18 protein-coding genes are annotated in these 16,021 nt (G+C 66.0%); 6 read left to right on the top strand and 12 right to left on the bottom strand.

All coding sequences use genetic code 11. The features are described 5' to 3' along the window. Nucleotides 1-127: 127 nt before the first annotated feature. Genes NZL82_RS11930 through petA form a run of 3 tightly spaced genes read right to left on the bottom strand, consistent with a single transcriptional unit; the run spans nucleotide 128 to nucleotide 2,893 of the window. Nucleotides 128-976: a cytochrome c1 gene (locus tag NZL82_RS11930; RefSeq protein WP_261269976.1), complete on the bottom strand. Its 849-nt coding sequence runs from the start codon at nucleotides 974-976 to the stop codon at nucleotides 128-130. A gap of 30 nt (nucleotides 977-1,006) precedes the next feature. Further along, nucleotides 1,007-2,290 (bottom strand): cytochrome b/b6, encoded by a 1,284-nt coding sequence (locus tag NZL82_RS11925; protein ID WP_261269975.1) that lies wholly within the window; start codon nucleotides 2,288-2,290, stop codon nucleotides 1,007-1,009. 18 nt (nucleotides 2,291-2,308) lie between these two features. Beyond that, complete coding sequence (petA, locus tag NZL82_RS11920) at nucleotides 2,309-2,893, bottom strand: ubiquinol-cytochrome c reductase iron-sulfur subunit (RefSeq protein ID WP_261269974.1); 585 nt, start codon at nucleotides 2,891-2,893, stop codon at nucleotides 2,309-2,311. Between the two features lie 325 nt (nucleotides 2,894-3,218). Between petA and NZL82_RS11915 the strand changes: the two genes are divergently transcribed. Then, on the top strand, nucleotides 3,219-3,731 hold the full coding sequence (locus NZL82_RS11915; protein WP_261269973.1) for a hypothetical protein: 513 nt from the start codon (nucleotides 3,219-3,221) through the stop codon (nucleotides 3,729-3,731). A 3-nt stretch (nucleotides 3,732-3,734) separates the two neighbouring features. Here NZL82_RS11915 and NZL82_RS11910 read toward each other — a convergent pair whose 3' ends face one another. The 9 genes from NZL82_RS11910 to radC all read right to left on the bottom strand — a co-directional run bounded on the left by NZL82_RS11910 (nucleotide 3,735) and on the right by radC (nucleotide 10,765). Next, on the bottom strand, nucleotides 3,735-4,184 hold the full coding sequence (locus NZL82_RS11910) for a MaoC family dehydratase (RefSeq protein WP_261269972.1): 450 nt from the start codon (nucleotides 4,182-4,184) through the stop codon (nucleotides 3,735-3,737). Nucleotides 4,185-4,196: 12 nt separating this feature from the next. After that, nucleotides 4,197-5,525, bottom strand: a complete 1,329-nt coding sequence (locus NZL82_RS11905) for an ectonucleotide pyrophosphatase/phosphodiesterase (protein WP_405051370.1) — start codon at nucleotides 5,523-5,525, stop codon at nucleotides 4,197-4,199. A gap of 109 nt (nucleotides 5,526-5,634) precedes the next feature. After that, nucleotides 5,635-6,030: a BLUF domain-containing protein gene (locus NZL82_RS11900; protein ID WP_261269971.1), complete on the bottom strand. Its 396-nt coding sequence runs from the start codon at nucleotides 6,028-6,030 to the stop codon at nucleotides 5,635-5,637. 76 nt (nucleotides 6,031-6,106) lie between these two features. Continuing rightward, entirely contained in the window at nucleotides 6,107-7,207 is a 1,101-nt protein-coding gene (gene ychF / locus NZL82_RS11895) for a redox-regulated ATPase YchF (protein WP_261269970.1), read from the bottom strand. A 216-nt stretch (nucleotides 7,208-7,423) separates the two neighbouring features. Then, nucleotides 7,424-7,618 carry a hypothetical protein gene (locus tag NZL82_RS11890; RefSeq protein ID WP_261269969.1) on the bottom strand — a complete coding sequence of 65 codons (195 nt, stop codon included), beginning with the start codon at nucleotides 7,616-7,618 and terminating at the stop codon, nucleotides 7,424-7,426. A gap of 156 nt (nucleotides 7,619-7,774) precedes the next feature. Next, on the bottom strand, nucleotides 7,775-8,377 hold the full coding sequence (locus NZL82_RS11885) for a TIGR02466 family protein (RefSeq protein ID WP_261269968.1): 603 nt from the start codon (nucleotides 8,375-8,377) through the stop codon (nucleotides 7,775-7,777). Next, nucleotides 8,374-8,949 carry an aminoacyl-tRNA hydrolase gene (gene pth, locus NZL82_RS11880; protein ID WP_261269967.1) on the bottom strand — a complete coding sequence of 192 codons (576 nt, stop codon included), beginning with the start codon at nucleotides 8,947-8,949 and terminating at the stop codon, nucleotides 8,374-8,376. The genes NZL82_RS11885 and pth overlap by 4 nt, the downstream gene beginning before the upstream one ends. 84 nt (nucleotides 8,950-9,033) lie before the next feature. After that, nucleotides 9,034-9,999, bottom strand: a complete 966-nt coding sequence (locus tag NZL82_RS11875) for a glycosyltransferase family A protein (RefSeq protein ID WP_261269966.1) — start codon at nucleotides 9,997-9,999, stop codon at nucleotides 9,034-9,036. A 76-nt stretch (nucleotides 10,000-10,075) separates the two neighbouring features. Continuing rightward, nucleotides 10,076-10,765, bottom strand: coding sequence for a DNA repair protein RadC (radC, locus tag NZL82_RS11870; protein ID WP_261269965.1), 690 nt, complete (start codon nucleotides 10,763-10,765; stop codon nucleotides 10,076-10,078). 123 nt (nucleotides 10,766-10,888) lie between these two features. On the opposite strand from radC, the gene NZL82_RS11865 reads away from it, so the two are divergent. The 5 genes from NZL82_RS11865 (at nucleotide 10,889) to NZL82_RS11845 (ending at nucleotide 15,998) form a co-directional block, all read left to right on the top strand. Then, complete coding sequence (locus tag NZL82_RS11865; RefSeq protein ID WP_261269964.1) at nucleotides 10,889-14,053, top strand: YdbH domain-containing protein; 3,165 nt, start codon at nucleotides 10,889-10,891, stop codon at nucleotides 14,051-14,053. 56 nt (nucleotides 14,054-14,109) lie between these two features. Continuing rightward, nucleotides 14,110-14,271 (top strand): YnbE family lipoprotein, encoded by a 162-nt coding sequence (locus NZL82_RS11860; protein WP_261269963.1) that lies wholly within the window; start codon nucleotides 14,110-14,112, stop codon nucleotides 14,269-14,271. 1 nt (nucleotide 14,272) lies between these two features. Then, complete coding sequence (locus NZL82_RS11855) at nucleotides 14,273-14,653, top strand: YdbL family protein (protein ID WP_261269962.1); 381 nt, start codon at nucleotides 14,273-14,275, stop codon at nucleotides 14,651-14,653. Between the two features lie 211 nt (nucleotides 14,654-14,864). Continuing rightward, complete coding sequence (locus NZL82_RS11850; RefSeq protein ID WP_405051371.1) at nucleotides 14,865-15,173, top strand: AtpZ/AtpI family protein; 309 nt, start codon at nucleotides 14,865-14,867, stop codon at nucleotides 15,171-15,173. Nucleotides 15,174-15,206: 33 nt separating this feature from the next. Then, nucleotides 15,207-15,998 (top strand): F0F1 ATP synthase subunit A, encoded by a 792-nt coding sequence (locus tag NZL82_RS11845; RefSeq protein ID WP_261269960.1) that lies wholly within the window; start codon nucleotides 15,207-15,209, stop codon nucleotides 15,996-15,998. Nucleotides 15,999-16,021 lie beyond the last annotated feature (23 nt).

Genomic DNA, 16,021 nt, shown 5'->3' with positions numbered 1-16,021 from the left:
GGAGCGTGAGGGGCGTGGCCTTCGACCGCAGCTCGGACCGAACGAAGGCAGGGAACGCTCCTTACGATAAAAAGGGCGGCTTCCCCTCGGAAAACCGCCCCGGTCCCTCACATGCTCAAATCCGGCCTCAATGTTTCACGTCGCGCCAGACATTCTGATACGCGCCCCAGGCCAGGAAGCAGAAGATCAAGATGAAGATCACCGCCCCGATCCCGGCCGCGTGCCGCGATCCCAACCTGGGTTCGGCGGTCCAGGTCAGGAAGGCGGCGACGTCCTTCGCCATCTGGTCGCGGGTGGCCAGCGTGCCGTCAGTATATTGCACCTGCCCGTCCTGGGTCAGCGGCGGCGGCATCGCGATGTTGAGGTTTGCGAAATAGGGGTTGTAGTGCAGCCCCGTCGGCGTCTTGGCATCGGGGAATTTGCGCAGCAATTCGGCGGGCTGGTTGCGATAGGCATCGGGGCCGATCAGCGAATAGACGTAATTGGTGCCGTCATGCCGGGCCTTGGTCATCAGCGACAGGTCGGGCGGCAGCGCGTTGTTGTTCGCCGCACGCGCCGCGACCTCGTTGGCGAAGGGCGAGGGGAAGCGGTCGGCCGGCACATTCTTGCGGGTCGTCGCCTCGCCCGTTTCCGGGTTGATGCTGGGCTGTTCGATCACCCACTGGTTGGCGATCGCCTTCACCTCGGGTTCGCTATAGCCCAGATCCTTCAGGTCGCGGAACGCCACCAGCCGCAGCGAGTGGCAGGCCGCGCAGACCTCCTTATAGACCTGGAAACCGCGCTGGAGCTGGCGACGGTCGAACCGGCCCAGAATACCGTCCGAGGCCAGATGCGCGGGTTTCGGGTGAAGGTGGAACTCCTCCTCGGCGGTCGGCGCGGGCGGGTCGGAGACGAGCCCCGAGACGCTGCCCCACAGCGCGATCGCCAGGACCAGGGTGAAGGCCGCGCCGACCAGGAATGCGATGCCACGAACCATGTCGTCAGAATCCTCTCTTATCGGTTCGCGTCAGGCCAGGGCCGACTTGGTCGGTGCCGTGCCGCCATGTTTGGCCAGCACCGCCTCGGTGATCGAATGGGGCAGCGGGGCGGGCCGCTCCGTCCGCGCGATCCAGGGCAGGATCACCAGGAAATGGAGGAAATAATAGGCCGCGGTGATCTGGCTGAGGATGATGAAGAAGGGCGTCGCGGGCGATCCCCCGCACCAGCCGAGCAGCAGCACGTCCGCCACCAGCACCCAGAAGGCGACCCGCGCCTTGGGCCGGAAATTGCTCGACCGCACCGGCGAGCTGTCGAGCCAGGGGAGGAAGAACAGCAGCAGGATCGAACCGAACATCGCCAGCACGCCCCACAGCTTGGCGGGCAGGATGAAGTCGGCGGTGAAGGCGCGCAGGATCGCGTAGAAGGGCCAGAAATACCATTCGGGCACGATATGCGCAGGGGTCGAGAGTGGGTTGGCCGGAATGTAATTGTCCGGATGGCCCAGATAATTGGGGAAGAAGAACAACAGCCCCGCAAAGACCAGCAGGAAGACGCCCAGCCCCACCGCATCCTTGGCGGTGTAATAGGGGTGGAAGGGCACCGTATCCTGCTCGCCCTTCACATCGACGCCGGTCGGGTTGTTCGACCCCGGAATGTGCAACGCCCAGATGTGCAGGATGATGACGCCCGCAATCACGAAGGGCAGCAGATAATGGAGCGAGAAGAAGCGGTTGAGCGCGGCATTGTCCGGCGCGAAACCGCCGAGCAGCCAGATGCGGATGGTGTCGCCGACCAGCGGGATCGCCGAGAAGAAGCCGGTGATGACCTGCGCGCCCCAGAAGCTCATCTGCCCCCAGGGCAGCACATAGCCCATGAAGGCGGTCGCCATCATCAGGAGGAAGATGACCACGCCGAGCAGCCACACCATCTCGCGCGGGGCCTTGTAGGACCCGTAATAGAGGCCGCGGAAGATATGGGTGTAGACGACGATGAAGAACATCGACGCGCCATTGGCGTGGGCATAGCGCAGGAACCAGCCGGCGTTCACGTCGCGCATGATCCCCTCGACCGAGTCGAAGGCGACACCCGCATTGGCGGCATAATGCATCGCCAGCACCACGCCGGTGATGATCTGAATGGCGAGCGCGGCCCCCGCCAGCACGCCGAAATTCCAGAAATAGTTGAGGTTGCGCGGCACCGGATACCCGGCCCCCACCGCATTATAGACGAGGCGCGGCAGCGGCAGCTTCTCGTCCAGCCAGCGCATGACCGGCTGCTTGGGTTGGTAATGCTTGGCCCAGGGAAAGCTCATGGTGTCGATCCTCTCCCTTTAGCCGACCGTGACGACGGTGTCGGAGTTGAAGTTATAGTCGGGCACGAACAGGTTCTTCGGCGCCGGACCCTTGCGAATGCGGGCGGCGGTGTCATAGGCCGATCCGTGGCAGGGGCAGAAATAGCCGCCATAGGGGCCCTTATTCTCACCTTCGCCCGCGCCAAGCGGCACGCAGCCCAGATGGGTGCAGACGCCCAGCGTGATCAGCCAGTTCTTCTTGCCCGGCTTGGTCCGTTCCTCCAGCGTCTGGGGATCGCGTAGGTCGGACAGCGGCACGGCGTCCGCCTCGGCGATTTCCTTGGGCGTCAGGTTGCGGACGAACAGCGGCTGCTTGCGGAAACTGGTCTTGATCGCCTGGCCGGGTTCGATCTTGGACAGGTCGACCTCGGTCGTCGACTGCGCGAGCACGTCGGCCGAGGGGTTCATCTGGTTGATCAGCGGCAGGACGATGGCCAGTGCACCCACGCCCGCAAAGGACACGGCGGCGATGTTGATGAAGTCGCGGCGGCGGGGATCATGGACCTCTTCCTCGAATGGCTCCGGCGCCTCGCCGGGGGGTACGGTGTTCTCCGTCATCGCCATTCGTCCTGTCCCTCCACCTGGTTCGCGTCCGCAAACGATACGCCGTGACGGTCGTGCCGGATTGTCCCGGTCATGCGCCGCCCTCTCAACTGGTCCGTCCTTGATGAACGGTGTTTCAGGTTAGCCTTGCTTGACCTGCTTTGCCAATCCCCTTTGGGCCCGTCTGCGGGAGCGCTCCGCCCGTTCAGGGGATATGCATGCGCTGCGGCGCAGGAACCATGGCGCGACGCGGCGGGTTGATCGTCGATCGACGCGGATGACGGACCCCTGCCGCACCCGCATGGCGACAGGCCAGGGATATGGCCAGGGGATATGGAGAGCGAGGATGGGCCTCGGCAAGACGGGTTGGGCCGCGCTGATGGCGGCCGGTTTGCTGGCACTGGGCGGATGCACCGACGGCTATGGCTATAGCGGCGTATCGGTCGGGTCGGGCTTCGGCGGCGGATATGGTCCCGGCTATTATGGCGGTTATGGCGGCTATGGATATGCGCCGTCCTATTATGGCTGGTATAACGACTTTTATTATCCGGGCACCGGCGTCTACGTCTATGACCGCTATCGGCGGCCCTATCGCTGGAACGACGGACAGCGATCTTACTGGGAGGGGCGGCGCAACGCATGGCGTGGCGGGCCGATCCGGGATCAGTGGCGTGGCTGGGGTCGTAGCGGCTGGCGCGGCGACAATTGGCGGGGCAATGGCTGGCGGGGCAACGGATCGGTCGCGCCCGCGCCCGGCGTGCCGCGGGCCGAAGGGTGGCGCGGCAATCGCGGGACGCCCGGCGGCTGGCGCGGCGGCCCGCGACCGGGTGGCCCGCGTGGTCCTCGCGGACCCCGTTGAGGCTTAGGCGGCCGGCCGCGCCCGGATCATGACGGTGGGGCGGAAGCGCATGACCGCCACATCGTCCTGATTGTAGACCGTCAGATCGCTGACCACGAAGCCCATGTCCGGGCGGCTGGCCGAGCGGCGTGTTTCCAATACGCGGGTCTCGCAGCGTAGCGTATCGCCGGGATAGACGGGCTTCAGCCAGCGAAGCTCGTCGATGCCGGGCGAGCCCAGGCTCTGAAAGCCGATGTCTCGATAATAGGCGACGATCATCGCCATCGTCATCGACGCGGTGTGCCAGCCGCTGGCCGACAGCCGCCCGAAATGGGTAGCCGCCGCCGCTTCGTCGGACAGGTGAAAGGGCTGGGGATCATAGCGCGCGGCAAAGGCGATCACCTCGTCGCGATCGACATGGCAGGTGCCGAACCGTGCCACGTCGCCGACCACCATATCCTCCAGCCAGATCACGACCGTCCTCCCTTATCGCCGCAGAACGCGCCGGAAGGGGGAATCGGTTCCGTCCAGATCCTTGCCCGGCGGCAGACCGATCAGATCGCGCAGCAGCGGTGCGATATCGACATTGTCGAACGGCGCCAGTTTCACGCCCGCACGAAAGGCCGGACCCTGCGCGATGAACAGCGCCGCCATGCTGGGGTCGGCATTGTCATAGCCATGGGTGCCACCGGCAAAGGGCTTTTCGGGGGGCTTGGCCTTGATGGTCCACCCCGCATCGGCAAGGCAGAAATACGGGGGGATGCGGGGGTTGCGGCCATAATGGAAGCGCGCCGGAATCTGTTCCTTGCGCCAGCAATCGATATGGTCGTGATGGCCGAGCAAACGGCGCTCCAGCGCCGCCTCATGCCCCGGCACCGCGCGCAGCGTGGCATAGGGGCCGTCCTCGATCAGCACATAGTCGGCGGGATCGGTAAAGCGGTCGAGCGCCACGACCCGATCGCTGGAAATCGCCGCCATGCCGTGATCGGCGACGATCACCAGATTGGCGGGCTGGCCCAGTTCGGCCAACCCGGCGAGCAATCGGCTGATCGCCTGGTCGACATTCCCGATCGCGGCATTGACCACTGGCGAATCGGGGCCGCCCTCATGACCGGCGGTGTCCACCTCATCGAAATACAGCGTCAGGAAACGGGGGCGGGTGGACGAAGGCCGACGCAACCAGTCGATGATCGCATCCACCCGCTGACGGTCGGAGACGCTCTGATTGAACTGCTGCCAATCATGCGGGCGCGTGCCGCCGGTGACCAGATGATGGCCGTCGTTCTGCACGGTGCCGCCCCAGGCGACGTTGGAGCCGGGCCAGAACATGGTGGCGGTCGGAATGCCTGCCTTTTCCGCCGCGACCCAGATCGGCTCGGCGCTATTCCACCAATAGGGCTGCTCCGACGACATGGTGAAGCGCTCGTCGGGATGCTCCGTATCGGTGAAGCCGTTGGCGACGATCCCATGCCGGTCGGGGACCACACCGGTCACCAGCGTCCAGTGATTGGGGAAGGTCTTGGACGGGAAGGAGGGGCGCATCGTGGCGCTCACGCCTTCCGCCGCCAGCCGCGACAAATGGGGCGTCAGACCCCGCTCCAGATAATCGTCACGGAAGCCGTCGATCGACACCAGGATCGTCACCGGCGCGCGGGCTTCGGAAGGGGAGAGGCTGGGCTGGGGGCCGGAGCTCGGAACCGCTGCCATGGCGGGCGGCGTCGCGGCGCCGATCGTCGACAGCGACGGCGGCGTATAGGGATAGGCGCAACCGGCCAGCAGGGTCAGTGCGAGCGTGGCGAAGGGGAGTCTGGTCACGGGAGGAGGGTCCTTTCGGACCATCCCGATAACGCGGCCATGTCACAGTGGCGAGACTCGATGGGGCGCGGCGGTCCGTCGCCGCCCCGACGGGGGCGATTCCGTGAGATCAGTCCAACGGGAAGAAGCGGCGGATCTCGTCGTCGCTGTTGCGCAGCAGCAGGCGGAGCCGCGCCTGGGCGTCGCCCGGATGATCGCCCGGCAGGCCCGCCATTGCCCAGTCGCCGAATTCCGTCGCGTCGGTCAGGCGATCGTCGAGAATATGGATTTCGGTATGGCGCGGGTCGCCCTTGATCCGCTCGAAGGCGTCGCCGACGCTGTCGACCGGCCCTTCCAGCAATTGCAGATAGCGGCCCTTTTCGATCCACAGAATCCCGGAAATGCCGTCCATGCCGTTGTTGCGGCGAGAGACGCTGAGGATCGCCTGATGATCCGCACGACCATTATCACCCACGGCCAGGCTGCTATAGATAATGCGGCGAATCGGGTTAACCTGGATCATCATGACCAAGTAATGTGTGGAAAATGCACTGCAAGGTTCGATGCGCCGGTCGATCCGCGGCCGACCGGCGCATATTGGGTCAGACGTTGAAGCGAAACAGCATCACGTCGCCGTCCTGAACGACATATTCCTTGCCCTCGGCGCGCAGCTTGCCCGCATCGCGGGCACCCGCTTCGCCCTTGAACGCGATATAGTCGTCAAAGGCGATGGTTTCGGCCCGGATGAAGCCGCGTTCGAAGTCGCTGTGGATTTCGCCCGCCGCGTTCGGTGCCTTGGCCCCGCGGTGAACGGTCCAGGCGCGGGCTTCCTTCGGCCCCACGGTGAAGAAGGTCAGCAGGTCGAGCAGCGCGTAACCGGCGCGGATCACGCGCGCCAGGCCGGTTTCGGCCAGACCCAGCTCGGACAGAAATTCGCCGCGATCCTCCGCAGGCATGGTCGCGATGTCGGCCTCGATCGCCGCCGACACGACGACGGCTTGCGCACCCTCGGCGGCGGCCTTTTCGAACACGGCTTGCGAATGCGCATTGCCGTTCGCCGCGTTCGATTCCTCAACGTTGCAGACATAGAGGACGGGCTTGGCGGTCAGCAGCTGCGCCTGCGAAAAGACGCGTGCTTCCTCGTCATCCTTGGGCTTGGTCAGCCGCGCAGGCTTGCCCTCGCGCAGCAGGTCCAGCGTCTGGCCGAGCACCGAGGCGGCGATCTTGGCTTCCTTGTCGCCCTGCTGGCCCTTCTTGATGAAGGCCGGGACCCGCTTTTCCAGGCTTTCGAGGTCGGAGAGCATCAACTCGGTCTCGACCGTCTCGGCATCGGCGATGGGATCGACCTTGCCCTCGACATGGGTGACGTCGCCATCCTCGAAGCAGCGCAGGACATGGACGATCGCGTCCACCTCACGGATATTGCCCAGGAACTGGTTGCCCAGCCCTTCGCCCTTCGACGCGCCGCGCACAAGGCCCGCAATGTCGACAAAGGCGAGCTGCGTCTCGATGATCTTGGCGGAGCCGGCGACCTCGGCCAGCTTGTACAGGCGCGGGTCGGGGACCGCGACATTGCCGACATTCGGCTCGATCGTGCAGAACGGATAATTGGCGGCCTGCGCCGCCGCCGTTTCGGTCAGCGCGTTGAAGAGGGTGGACTTGCCGACATTCGGCAGGCCGACGATGCCGCAGCGGAAACCCATGCGTCGCTTATCCTACAGGAAGGGGAAAGCGTCCCTCTAGCGACGATGGGGATATTTCTCAACCGATGGCGGACGTCCCCGCCCGCAACCACCGCCGTTCAGCCCGAGGGACGTCAAAGGCTATGCGGAACGCTGGCCGCAAGGGCATCTGACTCAACCGTCATCCCTTGGCCTTCGACGTAGCTCAGGCTGGAACAGACGGCAGGACTAAGGTCGTCAGGCGATCCCGACCATCATCGCAGCGGCCCAGGCCAGCAACATCACGCCCAGCGCACCCGAAAAGCCCATCAGCACCAGACCCATATAATGGAGCATCGGCGGATTGGCCCGCTTCGCCTTCTTGTTGCGGCCAAGGCCCGACAGCACGAAGCTCGCCAACATGCCGAAGGTGAAGACAGCGAATTCGATCATCGGGAATAATGTCCGGGCTAAGGATGCGGTCGGACAGCCCTTAATCGAGATAAGTTAACGGCACGATATGGGCGCGACGAAACGCCCTCCATGCGCGTTCAGCCGTTGGAACTTTACGGCTTGTCGCGGGTGGAGTGCTGCTCGTCGCGGCCGTTCCTAACGATAGTTGAAGCTGACGCTGATCCGCTCGCCCTTGGCGCCATTGGGCACCACTTCGTGTCGCAGCCAGCTTTCCCACAGCAGAACGGTGCCGGGCTCGGGCGTGGCGGTGGCGAAGGTCGCCAGATCGTCGGGCGCATCGGGGCGGCGGGGCGGGGCGGCCATCAACATGGGCAGGCGCGGGTCCTCCAGCTTCAGCGCCCCCGATCCCGGCGGCATCGCGACATAGAGCGTGCCCGACACCACCGAATGGGGATGGATATGCGCCGAGTGATGCCCGCCGGGCTTCAGGACATTGACCCACAGGCTGTCGAGCTTGAGCTTGCGACCGCCCAGATCGAAGGCGCATTCCTCGGCGAAGCGCGCGACATGGCGATCCAGCTTCTTGCGCAGGTCGGCGAAGACCGGGTCGCGGATCGGCAGGTCGTTGAGCGAGGCATAGCTGGTATAGCCGCGATAGCCATGCTCCTTCGACCATCGCCGCCCGGCGCGATCGTCCTCGGCCAGCGCCCAGCAGCTCTGCTCGATCTCCTCGAGCAGGTCGGCATCGTCGAGATTGCCCTCATAGAGCAGCGAGGCGAACAGGCGGCGGACGCTCATGCCGCATCCCCCAGCCGCAGCGCGATGTCGTTGACGAAGCGGACATCGTCGCCCTCGGCGAGCCAATGCGCCTCGGCCGCCACCGCACCGAGCAGGTCGGACAGCGGCTCGATCTCCGCCTTAGCGTAATTGCCGAGCACATGGCCGGTCACGCGGTCCTTATGCCCCGGATGGCCGATGCCGAGGCGGACGCGGCGGAAATCGGGCCCCAGATGCTGGTCGATCGAGCGAAGCCCATTATGCCCCGCCGTGCCGCCGCCGGTCTTCACCTTGACGCGGAAGGGCGCGATGTCGAGTTCGTCGTGAAAGACGGTGAGCGCCTCGACGCCCAGCTTGTAGAAGCGCAGCGCGTCGCCGACGCTTCGCCCGCTTTCGTTCATGAAGGTGGCGGGCTTGAGCAGCAGGATCTTCTGCCCGCCGATGCGTCCTTCCTGGGTCCAGCCCTGAAACTGCTTCTTCACGGGGCCGAAATCATGCACCTCGGCGATGGCGTCCATCGCCATGAAGCCGACATTGTGGCGGTGCATCGCATATTGCGGCCCCGGATTGCCCAACCCGGTCCAGACCTGCATCACATCTTCCTCTTCGCGTTACCGAACAGGCCCCTAGCATCGGGCGCGCCAGACGCAAAAACTGGCCGCGTCGGCGCGGATCGCCTATCCTGCGAGCAGTCGGTCGATCGCTTGCGCGGTCAACCGGCGGTAGCTTGGGCCGGAATAACGGTACGTGCCGATGAAATGGACGAACCGCTCGTCACCGGATGCCTTCTGGCGCCAGTAATTGGTATAGCGCGCATAGGGGAGCAGCCGCACTCCCGGTTCATTGGCCAGCAGGAAGTTGGACGTGACCTGCTCGCTGCCCCATTGCGACCAGATGGCGGGGCCGACCAGCGCTTCGGCGTGGCGGGAGAAGCGGGTGGCCTCGACCCGACTGGCCGGGCCGCCGCGCGCGAAGCCGGCAAAACCCGAACAGCCCCGCACATAATGATGGAGGGCCGCATCGGGATAGGAGGCCAGGCGCGACTCGATCATCCGCTGTATATGGGCGGGCGGGGCGGATGGGCCGTCTGGATAACGACGCGCGGTGAAGTCGGGCAGGGGCAGCAGCCCCGCCGCCTCCGCATCCTCGCCGCCCAGCAGGATGAAGTCAGCATTGGCGGCGATGGCCGAGCGGATCTCTGGCAGATCGCCGATGGTGACCGTGTCCGAATCGAGCTGGATCACATAATCGCCTGCGCGCAGGTCGAGCAGGGTCAGCAGTCTTTCCCAGGTGCCGCCGCGCGGACATTGGCCGGTGTCGATCGTGCCGATGGGAATGATGTCGGGCGATCCGCAATGATGCGCCAGGACGCGCTTGTCGTTATCGGTCAGGCTGCCATCGTCGATCAGGACGATCCGCCCCATGCCCAGATGGCGATGGAGCGATTTTACCGCGACCAGATAGGGCAGCAGGACCCGCGAGCCGATCATCGACATCAGGACGACGCCGTCCTGCTGCGGGCGGATCGGCGGCGTGGCGAGCACCCGCCGCGCTTCGTGCAAATGCGCCCGCATCCGAACCTCGCGGACCAGCCGATCGCCAATGTGGCGTAACCTTTGGAACAGGCGGGCGGATGACATCATGGGTGAAGCGATGCGGCACCGTCCTTTCGATGACAAGCCGGTGGTGCAGGCGCTTGCGCCCATTTCGGCACGGCGATCAGATCAGGCCCTGCGCGCGCAGGCTGACATGCCCCGAGGTGCCGATGATCAGATGGTCATGCACCACGATTCCCAGATTGCGCCCCGCCTCCGCGATGGCGCGCGTCACGTCGATATCGGCGCGGCTGGGCGAGGGGTCCCCGCTGGGGTGGTTGTGAACCAGGATCAAGGCCGCGGACCCGAACGCCAGCGCCCGACGGATTACCTCGCGGATATAGACCGGCGCCTGGTCGATCGAGCCTTCCCCCATCAATTCGTCGCGAATCAGCATGTTGCGGGTGTTCAGGTGAAGCACTCGGAAGCGTTCCACCCCATGATGCGCCATATCGGCATGAAGATAGTCGAGCAGGGCCTGCCAGTTGGATAGGACCGGCCGCTTCGCGGCCTCCGTCTGCGCTAGCCGCAGTGCGCAGGCCTGTACGATCTTCAGCGCCGCCGCCGCCGTTTCCCCCACCCCCTCGACGCGCTGCAGGGCGACCGGGTCGGCGGTCAGGACGCCGCTTATGTCATGAAATTCGCGTAGCAGCGCCTTGGCGATCGGCTTGGTATCGCGGCGGGGAATGGCGGTCGTCAGCAGATATTCGAGCAGTTCATGGTCGAGCAATCCGCCACCGCCCAACAATCGATCGCGCAGCCTTGCGCGGTGGCCGCTATGGTCGTTGCCACGATCCTGCCCCGTATCGCCCATGTCCATTCCCCCTGCCGGGACAGCATAGGAGCGGCGGCGGGAACTGTCGCCGGGCTTCGTGCGATTGCGTGCGGCGCGACCGTGCGGCTATGACGCAAGTCAGGAAAAGGGAGTGACATCGGGGTGGAGGGCGCGAACGAGGAGGTCGGAACGCCCCTAAGCCCCACACGGCGTTTCCGCCGCCTGCAACATATCCTGATCGCCATCGCGCTAGTGTTGCTCATCGCGCTGATCGCCGGGTGGATCGCGCGCAAGTCGCTGGCCGGGGATGCGATCGACCGTGCGCTGGCCAAGCGCGGCGTGCCCGCCCGCTACGAGATTTCCGATCTGGGTTTGGGTCGGCAAAGGCTGACCAATGTGGTCATCGGCGATCCGGCGCGGCCCGATCTGGTGGCCGACTGGCTGGAAACGCGGACCCGCATCGGCCTGTCGGGACCGGTGGTGACCGAGGTGCGCGCCGGTCGGGTACGGCTTCGCGGCCGGCTGGTGAACGGACAGGTCCGGCTGGGTACGCTGGACCGGTTGATGCCGCCATCCTCGGGTAAGCCCTTCGCGCTGCCCGCCCTCGACGTGTCGGTCGAGGATGGCGGAATCCGGCTGGAGACGCCGCAGGGCGTGATCGGGCTCAGCCTGTCGGGCAAGGGCGTGCTGAGCAACGGCTTTACCGGTCGATTGGGGGCCGTCGCGCCGCGCCTGACGCTCGGCAATTGCGTCGCCAGCGGCCTGGCCGCCCCGCTTCGGATCCGGATCGTGCGGGAACGCCCGACGCTGACCGGTCCGGTGACACTGGGCGGGATGGCGTGCGGCGACGTGTCCGCGCGGTCGCTGGCGGCGCGGGTCGATGTCACCCTCGCCCCCTCACTCGACCGATGGCAGGGGCGTGTGACGCTGCGCAGCGGGGCGGTCCGCCATCCCGATCTGGCCGCGAGCGCGATCGACGGGACGATCGACCTTGCCGGCAATGCGGCGGCGACCGGCGGGCATCTGGCGCTGACCGCGCGAGGACTGGCCGCGCGCGCCGGGCGAGCCGAGCGCGGGGTTGTCCAGGGACAATATCTGGTCGGGCGGGCGACCCGCTTCGACGGGCGGCTGCAATTGGGGGGTGCGCGGCTCGCGCCCGGCGTGCTGGCTAGCGCCCAGGGCTGGAGTGCCTCGGCTGCCGCCACGCCGGTCGGGCCGGTGGTCCGCGCGGTGGTAAACGCGGCGGTGCGGAGCGGACGTCGCTTCGCCGCCGATATGCGGTTGGCGCTCGACCAGCAGAGCGGGCCCCGCGCGACAGGCCTGTCGGTGCGTGTGCCGAGCCTTTCGCTCGCGTCGAACAGCGGGGCGCGCATCGCGTTTCGCGGCGCGACGGGCCTGGTCTATGATGCGACCGGGGTCCGGATCGATACCAGCCTGGCGACCGGCGGCGGCGGTCTGCCGGCCATCCGCGCGACCCTGCGGCAGGCGGCACCCGGAGCGCCGATTCGCGGCACCGCGCAGATGGCCCGTTATCAGGCGGATGGGGCGGCCCTGGCGTTCGACCGGATGCAGTTCCGCGCGGCGGCCAATGGGGAGACGGTCGTGACGACGCGGCTGGCGCTGTCCGGACCGATCAGCGGCGGCCGGATCGTTGGCCTGACCCTGCCGATCGCCGCGCGATGGAATGGCGGCCGATCGCTTCGCATCAATCCCGACTGCCAGCCTTTGTCCATCGACCGGCTCGCTCTGTCCGGGCTGCGGCTGGAGCGGGTGGCGACGCGCCTCTGCCCGCTGGACGGCGCGCTGGTGCGGATCGACGGCGCTCGGCTGGGCGGTGGGGTACAACTCGGTTCGACGCGGGTGGCGGGGCGGATCGGCGGCAGCCCCCTGGCGGTCTCGGCGGCGACCACCCGTTTCGCGCTGGCCGATCGCAGCTTTGCGCTGACCGGGGTGGAGAGCCGGATCGGCCGCCCGGAATCGCCGACCCGGATCGACGCGACCGACCTGACCGGACGGATCACGCCCGAGGGGATCGTCGGTCGGTTCGAGGGGGGCTCGGGTCAGATCGGACAAATCCCCCTCCTTCTCGGCCAGGCGGCGGGCGATTGGCGGCTGGCGGGGGGCAGGCTGTCGCTGAACGGCGATCTGCAAGTCCGCGATGCGCGGACCGAATCGCCTCGTTTCCTGCCCATGGCGGCGCGCGGCGTCGCGCTGACGCTGGCGGGCAGCCAGATCGACGCCATCGGCCAGTTGTTCGAGCCGACGCGGTCGGTGAAGGTGGCCGACGTCACCATCCGTCACGCGCTGGACCGTGCGGTCGGTCTCGCCGATTTGAACGTCCCCGGCATCACCTTCACCAAGGAGTTCCAGCCCGACTTGCTGACTCCGGTCACCAAGGGCGTGATCGAGGAGGTTCGCGGCATGATCGCGGGCAAGGGTCGGATCGACTGGGACGGCGCCGGCGTGCGTTCCACCGGGCAGTTCGGAACGGAGGGCGTCGACCTCGCCGCGGCGCTGGGCCCGGTCAGCGGGATCGCGGGCACCATCCGCTTCACCGACCTGCTCGCGCTGGAAAGCGCGCCCGGACAGGTGGCGACGGTCAAGACGATCAATCCGGGCATCCCGGTGACCAACGGCACCATCCGTTACCAGACCCTGTCGGGCGCGCGGGTGAAGGTGGAAAGCGGGCGCTGGCCCTTCGCGGGCGGCACGCTGACCCTCGACCCGACCTTGCTCGACTTTTCGCAGCCGGTGGAGCGGCGCATGACCTTCCATGTTGAGGGGGCCGCCGCCGACCAGTTCCTGCTCCAGTTCGACTTTCAGAATCTGAACGCCACCGGCGTCTTCGACGGGACGTTGCCGATGATCTTCGACGAGCGCGGTGGCCGGATCGAGGGCGGACGACTGGTCGTGCGGCCGGGCGGTGGCAGCATCGCCTATCTGGGGGAGATCAGTCAGAAGAATCTTGGGTTCTGGGGCAACCTGGCCTTCGGGGCGCTGCGCTCGCTCAATTATCGATCGCTTCGGATCGACATGAACGGGCCTCTGGCGGGCGAGATGGTCACCGATGTGCGCTTTGCGGGAATCAGTCAGGGCAAGGGGGCGAAGACCAATTTCCTGATCCGGCGGCTTCAACGACTGCCCTTCGTGTTCAACGTGCGGATCAAGGCACCCTTTCGCGGGCTGCTCGATTCGGCGCAGTCCTTCTACGACCCGCGCCGCCTGATCCAGCGGAACCTGCCCGCGTTGCTCGAAGAGCAGAACAAGCGCGCCGCGCCGCCCGCCAATCGCCCTATTCAGCCTTCCGCAAGCGAGACCGTGCCATGACCGTAACAGGATTGAAAATGCTGGACAGGATGCCGATCTTGGATGGAGCACGATGGATGCCGGTCGCGCTTTTGGCGATGAGCGGGGGATGCGTGAACATCTCCGCGCCCGAAAAGCCGATCGAGATCAATCTGAACATCAATGTGACGCAGGAAGTGGTATATCGCCTGGATGGCGAGGCCAAATCGCTGATCCAGCAGAATCCGGGGATATTCTGAGATGAAGACGAAGACGATGATCCTGGCCCTCGGCGTGGTCTCGCTGATAGGCCTGTCGGGCATGGCGATGGCGCAGCGCGATCCGGCCTATGCCGCCGCGCGCGCGGCGGGGCAGGTCGGCGAGCAGCCCGACGGCTATCTCGGCATCGTCGGCAGCGCGACGGCCGAACTGCGCACCCTGGTCAACAGCATCAATATCCAGCGCAAGGCGGCCTATACCCAAAAGGCGCAGGCCAGCGGCGCGACCGTCGAGCAGATGGCGTTCACCAGCGGCTGCAACCTGATCGCGCAGACGGTTTCGGGTGAGAAGTACAAGACGCCCGAGGGTGTGTGGAAGACCCGGACCGGCGCCGCGCCGGAGCGGGCGCCCGCCTGCGTGTAAGGCCGCGTCCTTCTTCTTCTCGAAAAGAATCGACGCGGGCTGTTCCCGATCGGCAACAATCCTTAACACATCTGTCACAAGCCCTCCCCCAAGCGGTTGACTTGGGGGGAGGGCCTTTCTAAACGGGCCTCGCCTTGGCGGGGTCGCTCGCCGTTCGCGCGCATTCTCCCCTTCGGTGACGAAAACAGGTGAGGGTGGCTGCGTGGCGGAGATGGAGCCCGGACGGGACTTTGACGATGCGGGCGATCCGCGTCTGGCGGCGCTGGATCAGCGTCTGGCCAAGGCGCGAGCGGACGAGGCATCGCGGCAAGGGGTGAAGGTGGACGCCGACAGGGGGTATTCCCAAGGCAGCCGCGTCATCTCCGCGCTGATCGGAAGTCTTGTCGGCAGTGCGTTGATCGGCTGGCTCTTCGACCGCTGGTTCGGCACCGCACCCTGGGCACTGATCGTGATGCTGTTCCTGGGGATCGGCGTGGCGTTCAGGCAGATTATTCGGATTTCTGGCGAACGCCCGGAGTAACCGGGCGTTCGTCATATGTGGGAACGAAGCAGCGTGGCGGCAGAATCGGGCGGCAAGATTGATCCGATGCACCAGTTCCTGATCGAGCCGGTGCTCGGTCAGCACTGGGTGGTCGGCGGCTACGACCTTTCCTTCACCAATTCCGCTCTGTGGATGGTGGCGACGCTGGTCGCGTTGTGGGTGTTCATGATCGGCGGCATGAAGCGCGATCTGGTGCCCGGACGCTGGCAGGCGGCGGTCGAGGGTTTCACGGGCTTCGTCAATTCGATGTTGACGTCGAACATCGGGCCCGAAGGCAAGCGCTTCCTTCCTTACGTCTTCTCGCTGTTCATGTTCATCCTGTTCGCGAACGTGCTGGGCCTGCTGCCCTTCGGCGTGATCAAGGGTGTCCATCCCTTCACCGTGACCAGCCACGTGACCGTGACCGGCGTGCTCGCGCTGATCTCGTTCGCGATCGTGCTGATCGTTGGCTTCGGTCGCCACGGCTTCCATTTCTTCGCGCTGTTCGTACCGCACGGCACGCCGCCGCTCATGATCCCGCTGATCTTCGTGGTCGAGCTGATGAGCTTCCTGGTGCGCCCCTTCTCGCTGGGTCTGCGACTGTTCGTCGCAATGACCGCGGGGCACATCCTGCTGAAGGTTCTCGCCGCCTTCGTCATCAACGGCATCAACATGGGCCCCGGCTATGCCGCGCTCATCACCCTGCCGAGCTTCCTGCTGATGATCGGCATCACCCTTCTCGAACTGCTGGTCGCCGCGATCCAGGCCTATGTCTTCGCGCTGCTGACCTCGGTCTATCTGAACGACGCGGTCAACCTGCACTGATCCGGGGAGCCGGACCGGGCGGG

Origin of the sequence: Sphingomonas sp. LC-1 (genome assembly GCF_025371035.1) — a bacterium.
In the GTDB taxonomy this organism is placed as follows: domain Bacteria; phylum Pseudomonadota; class Alphaproteobacteria; order Sphingomonadales; family Sphingomonadaceae; genus Sphingomonas; species Sphingomonas sanguinis_E.
This window is presented reverse-complemented; position numbering and strand designations above follow the sequence as displayed.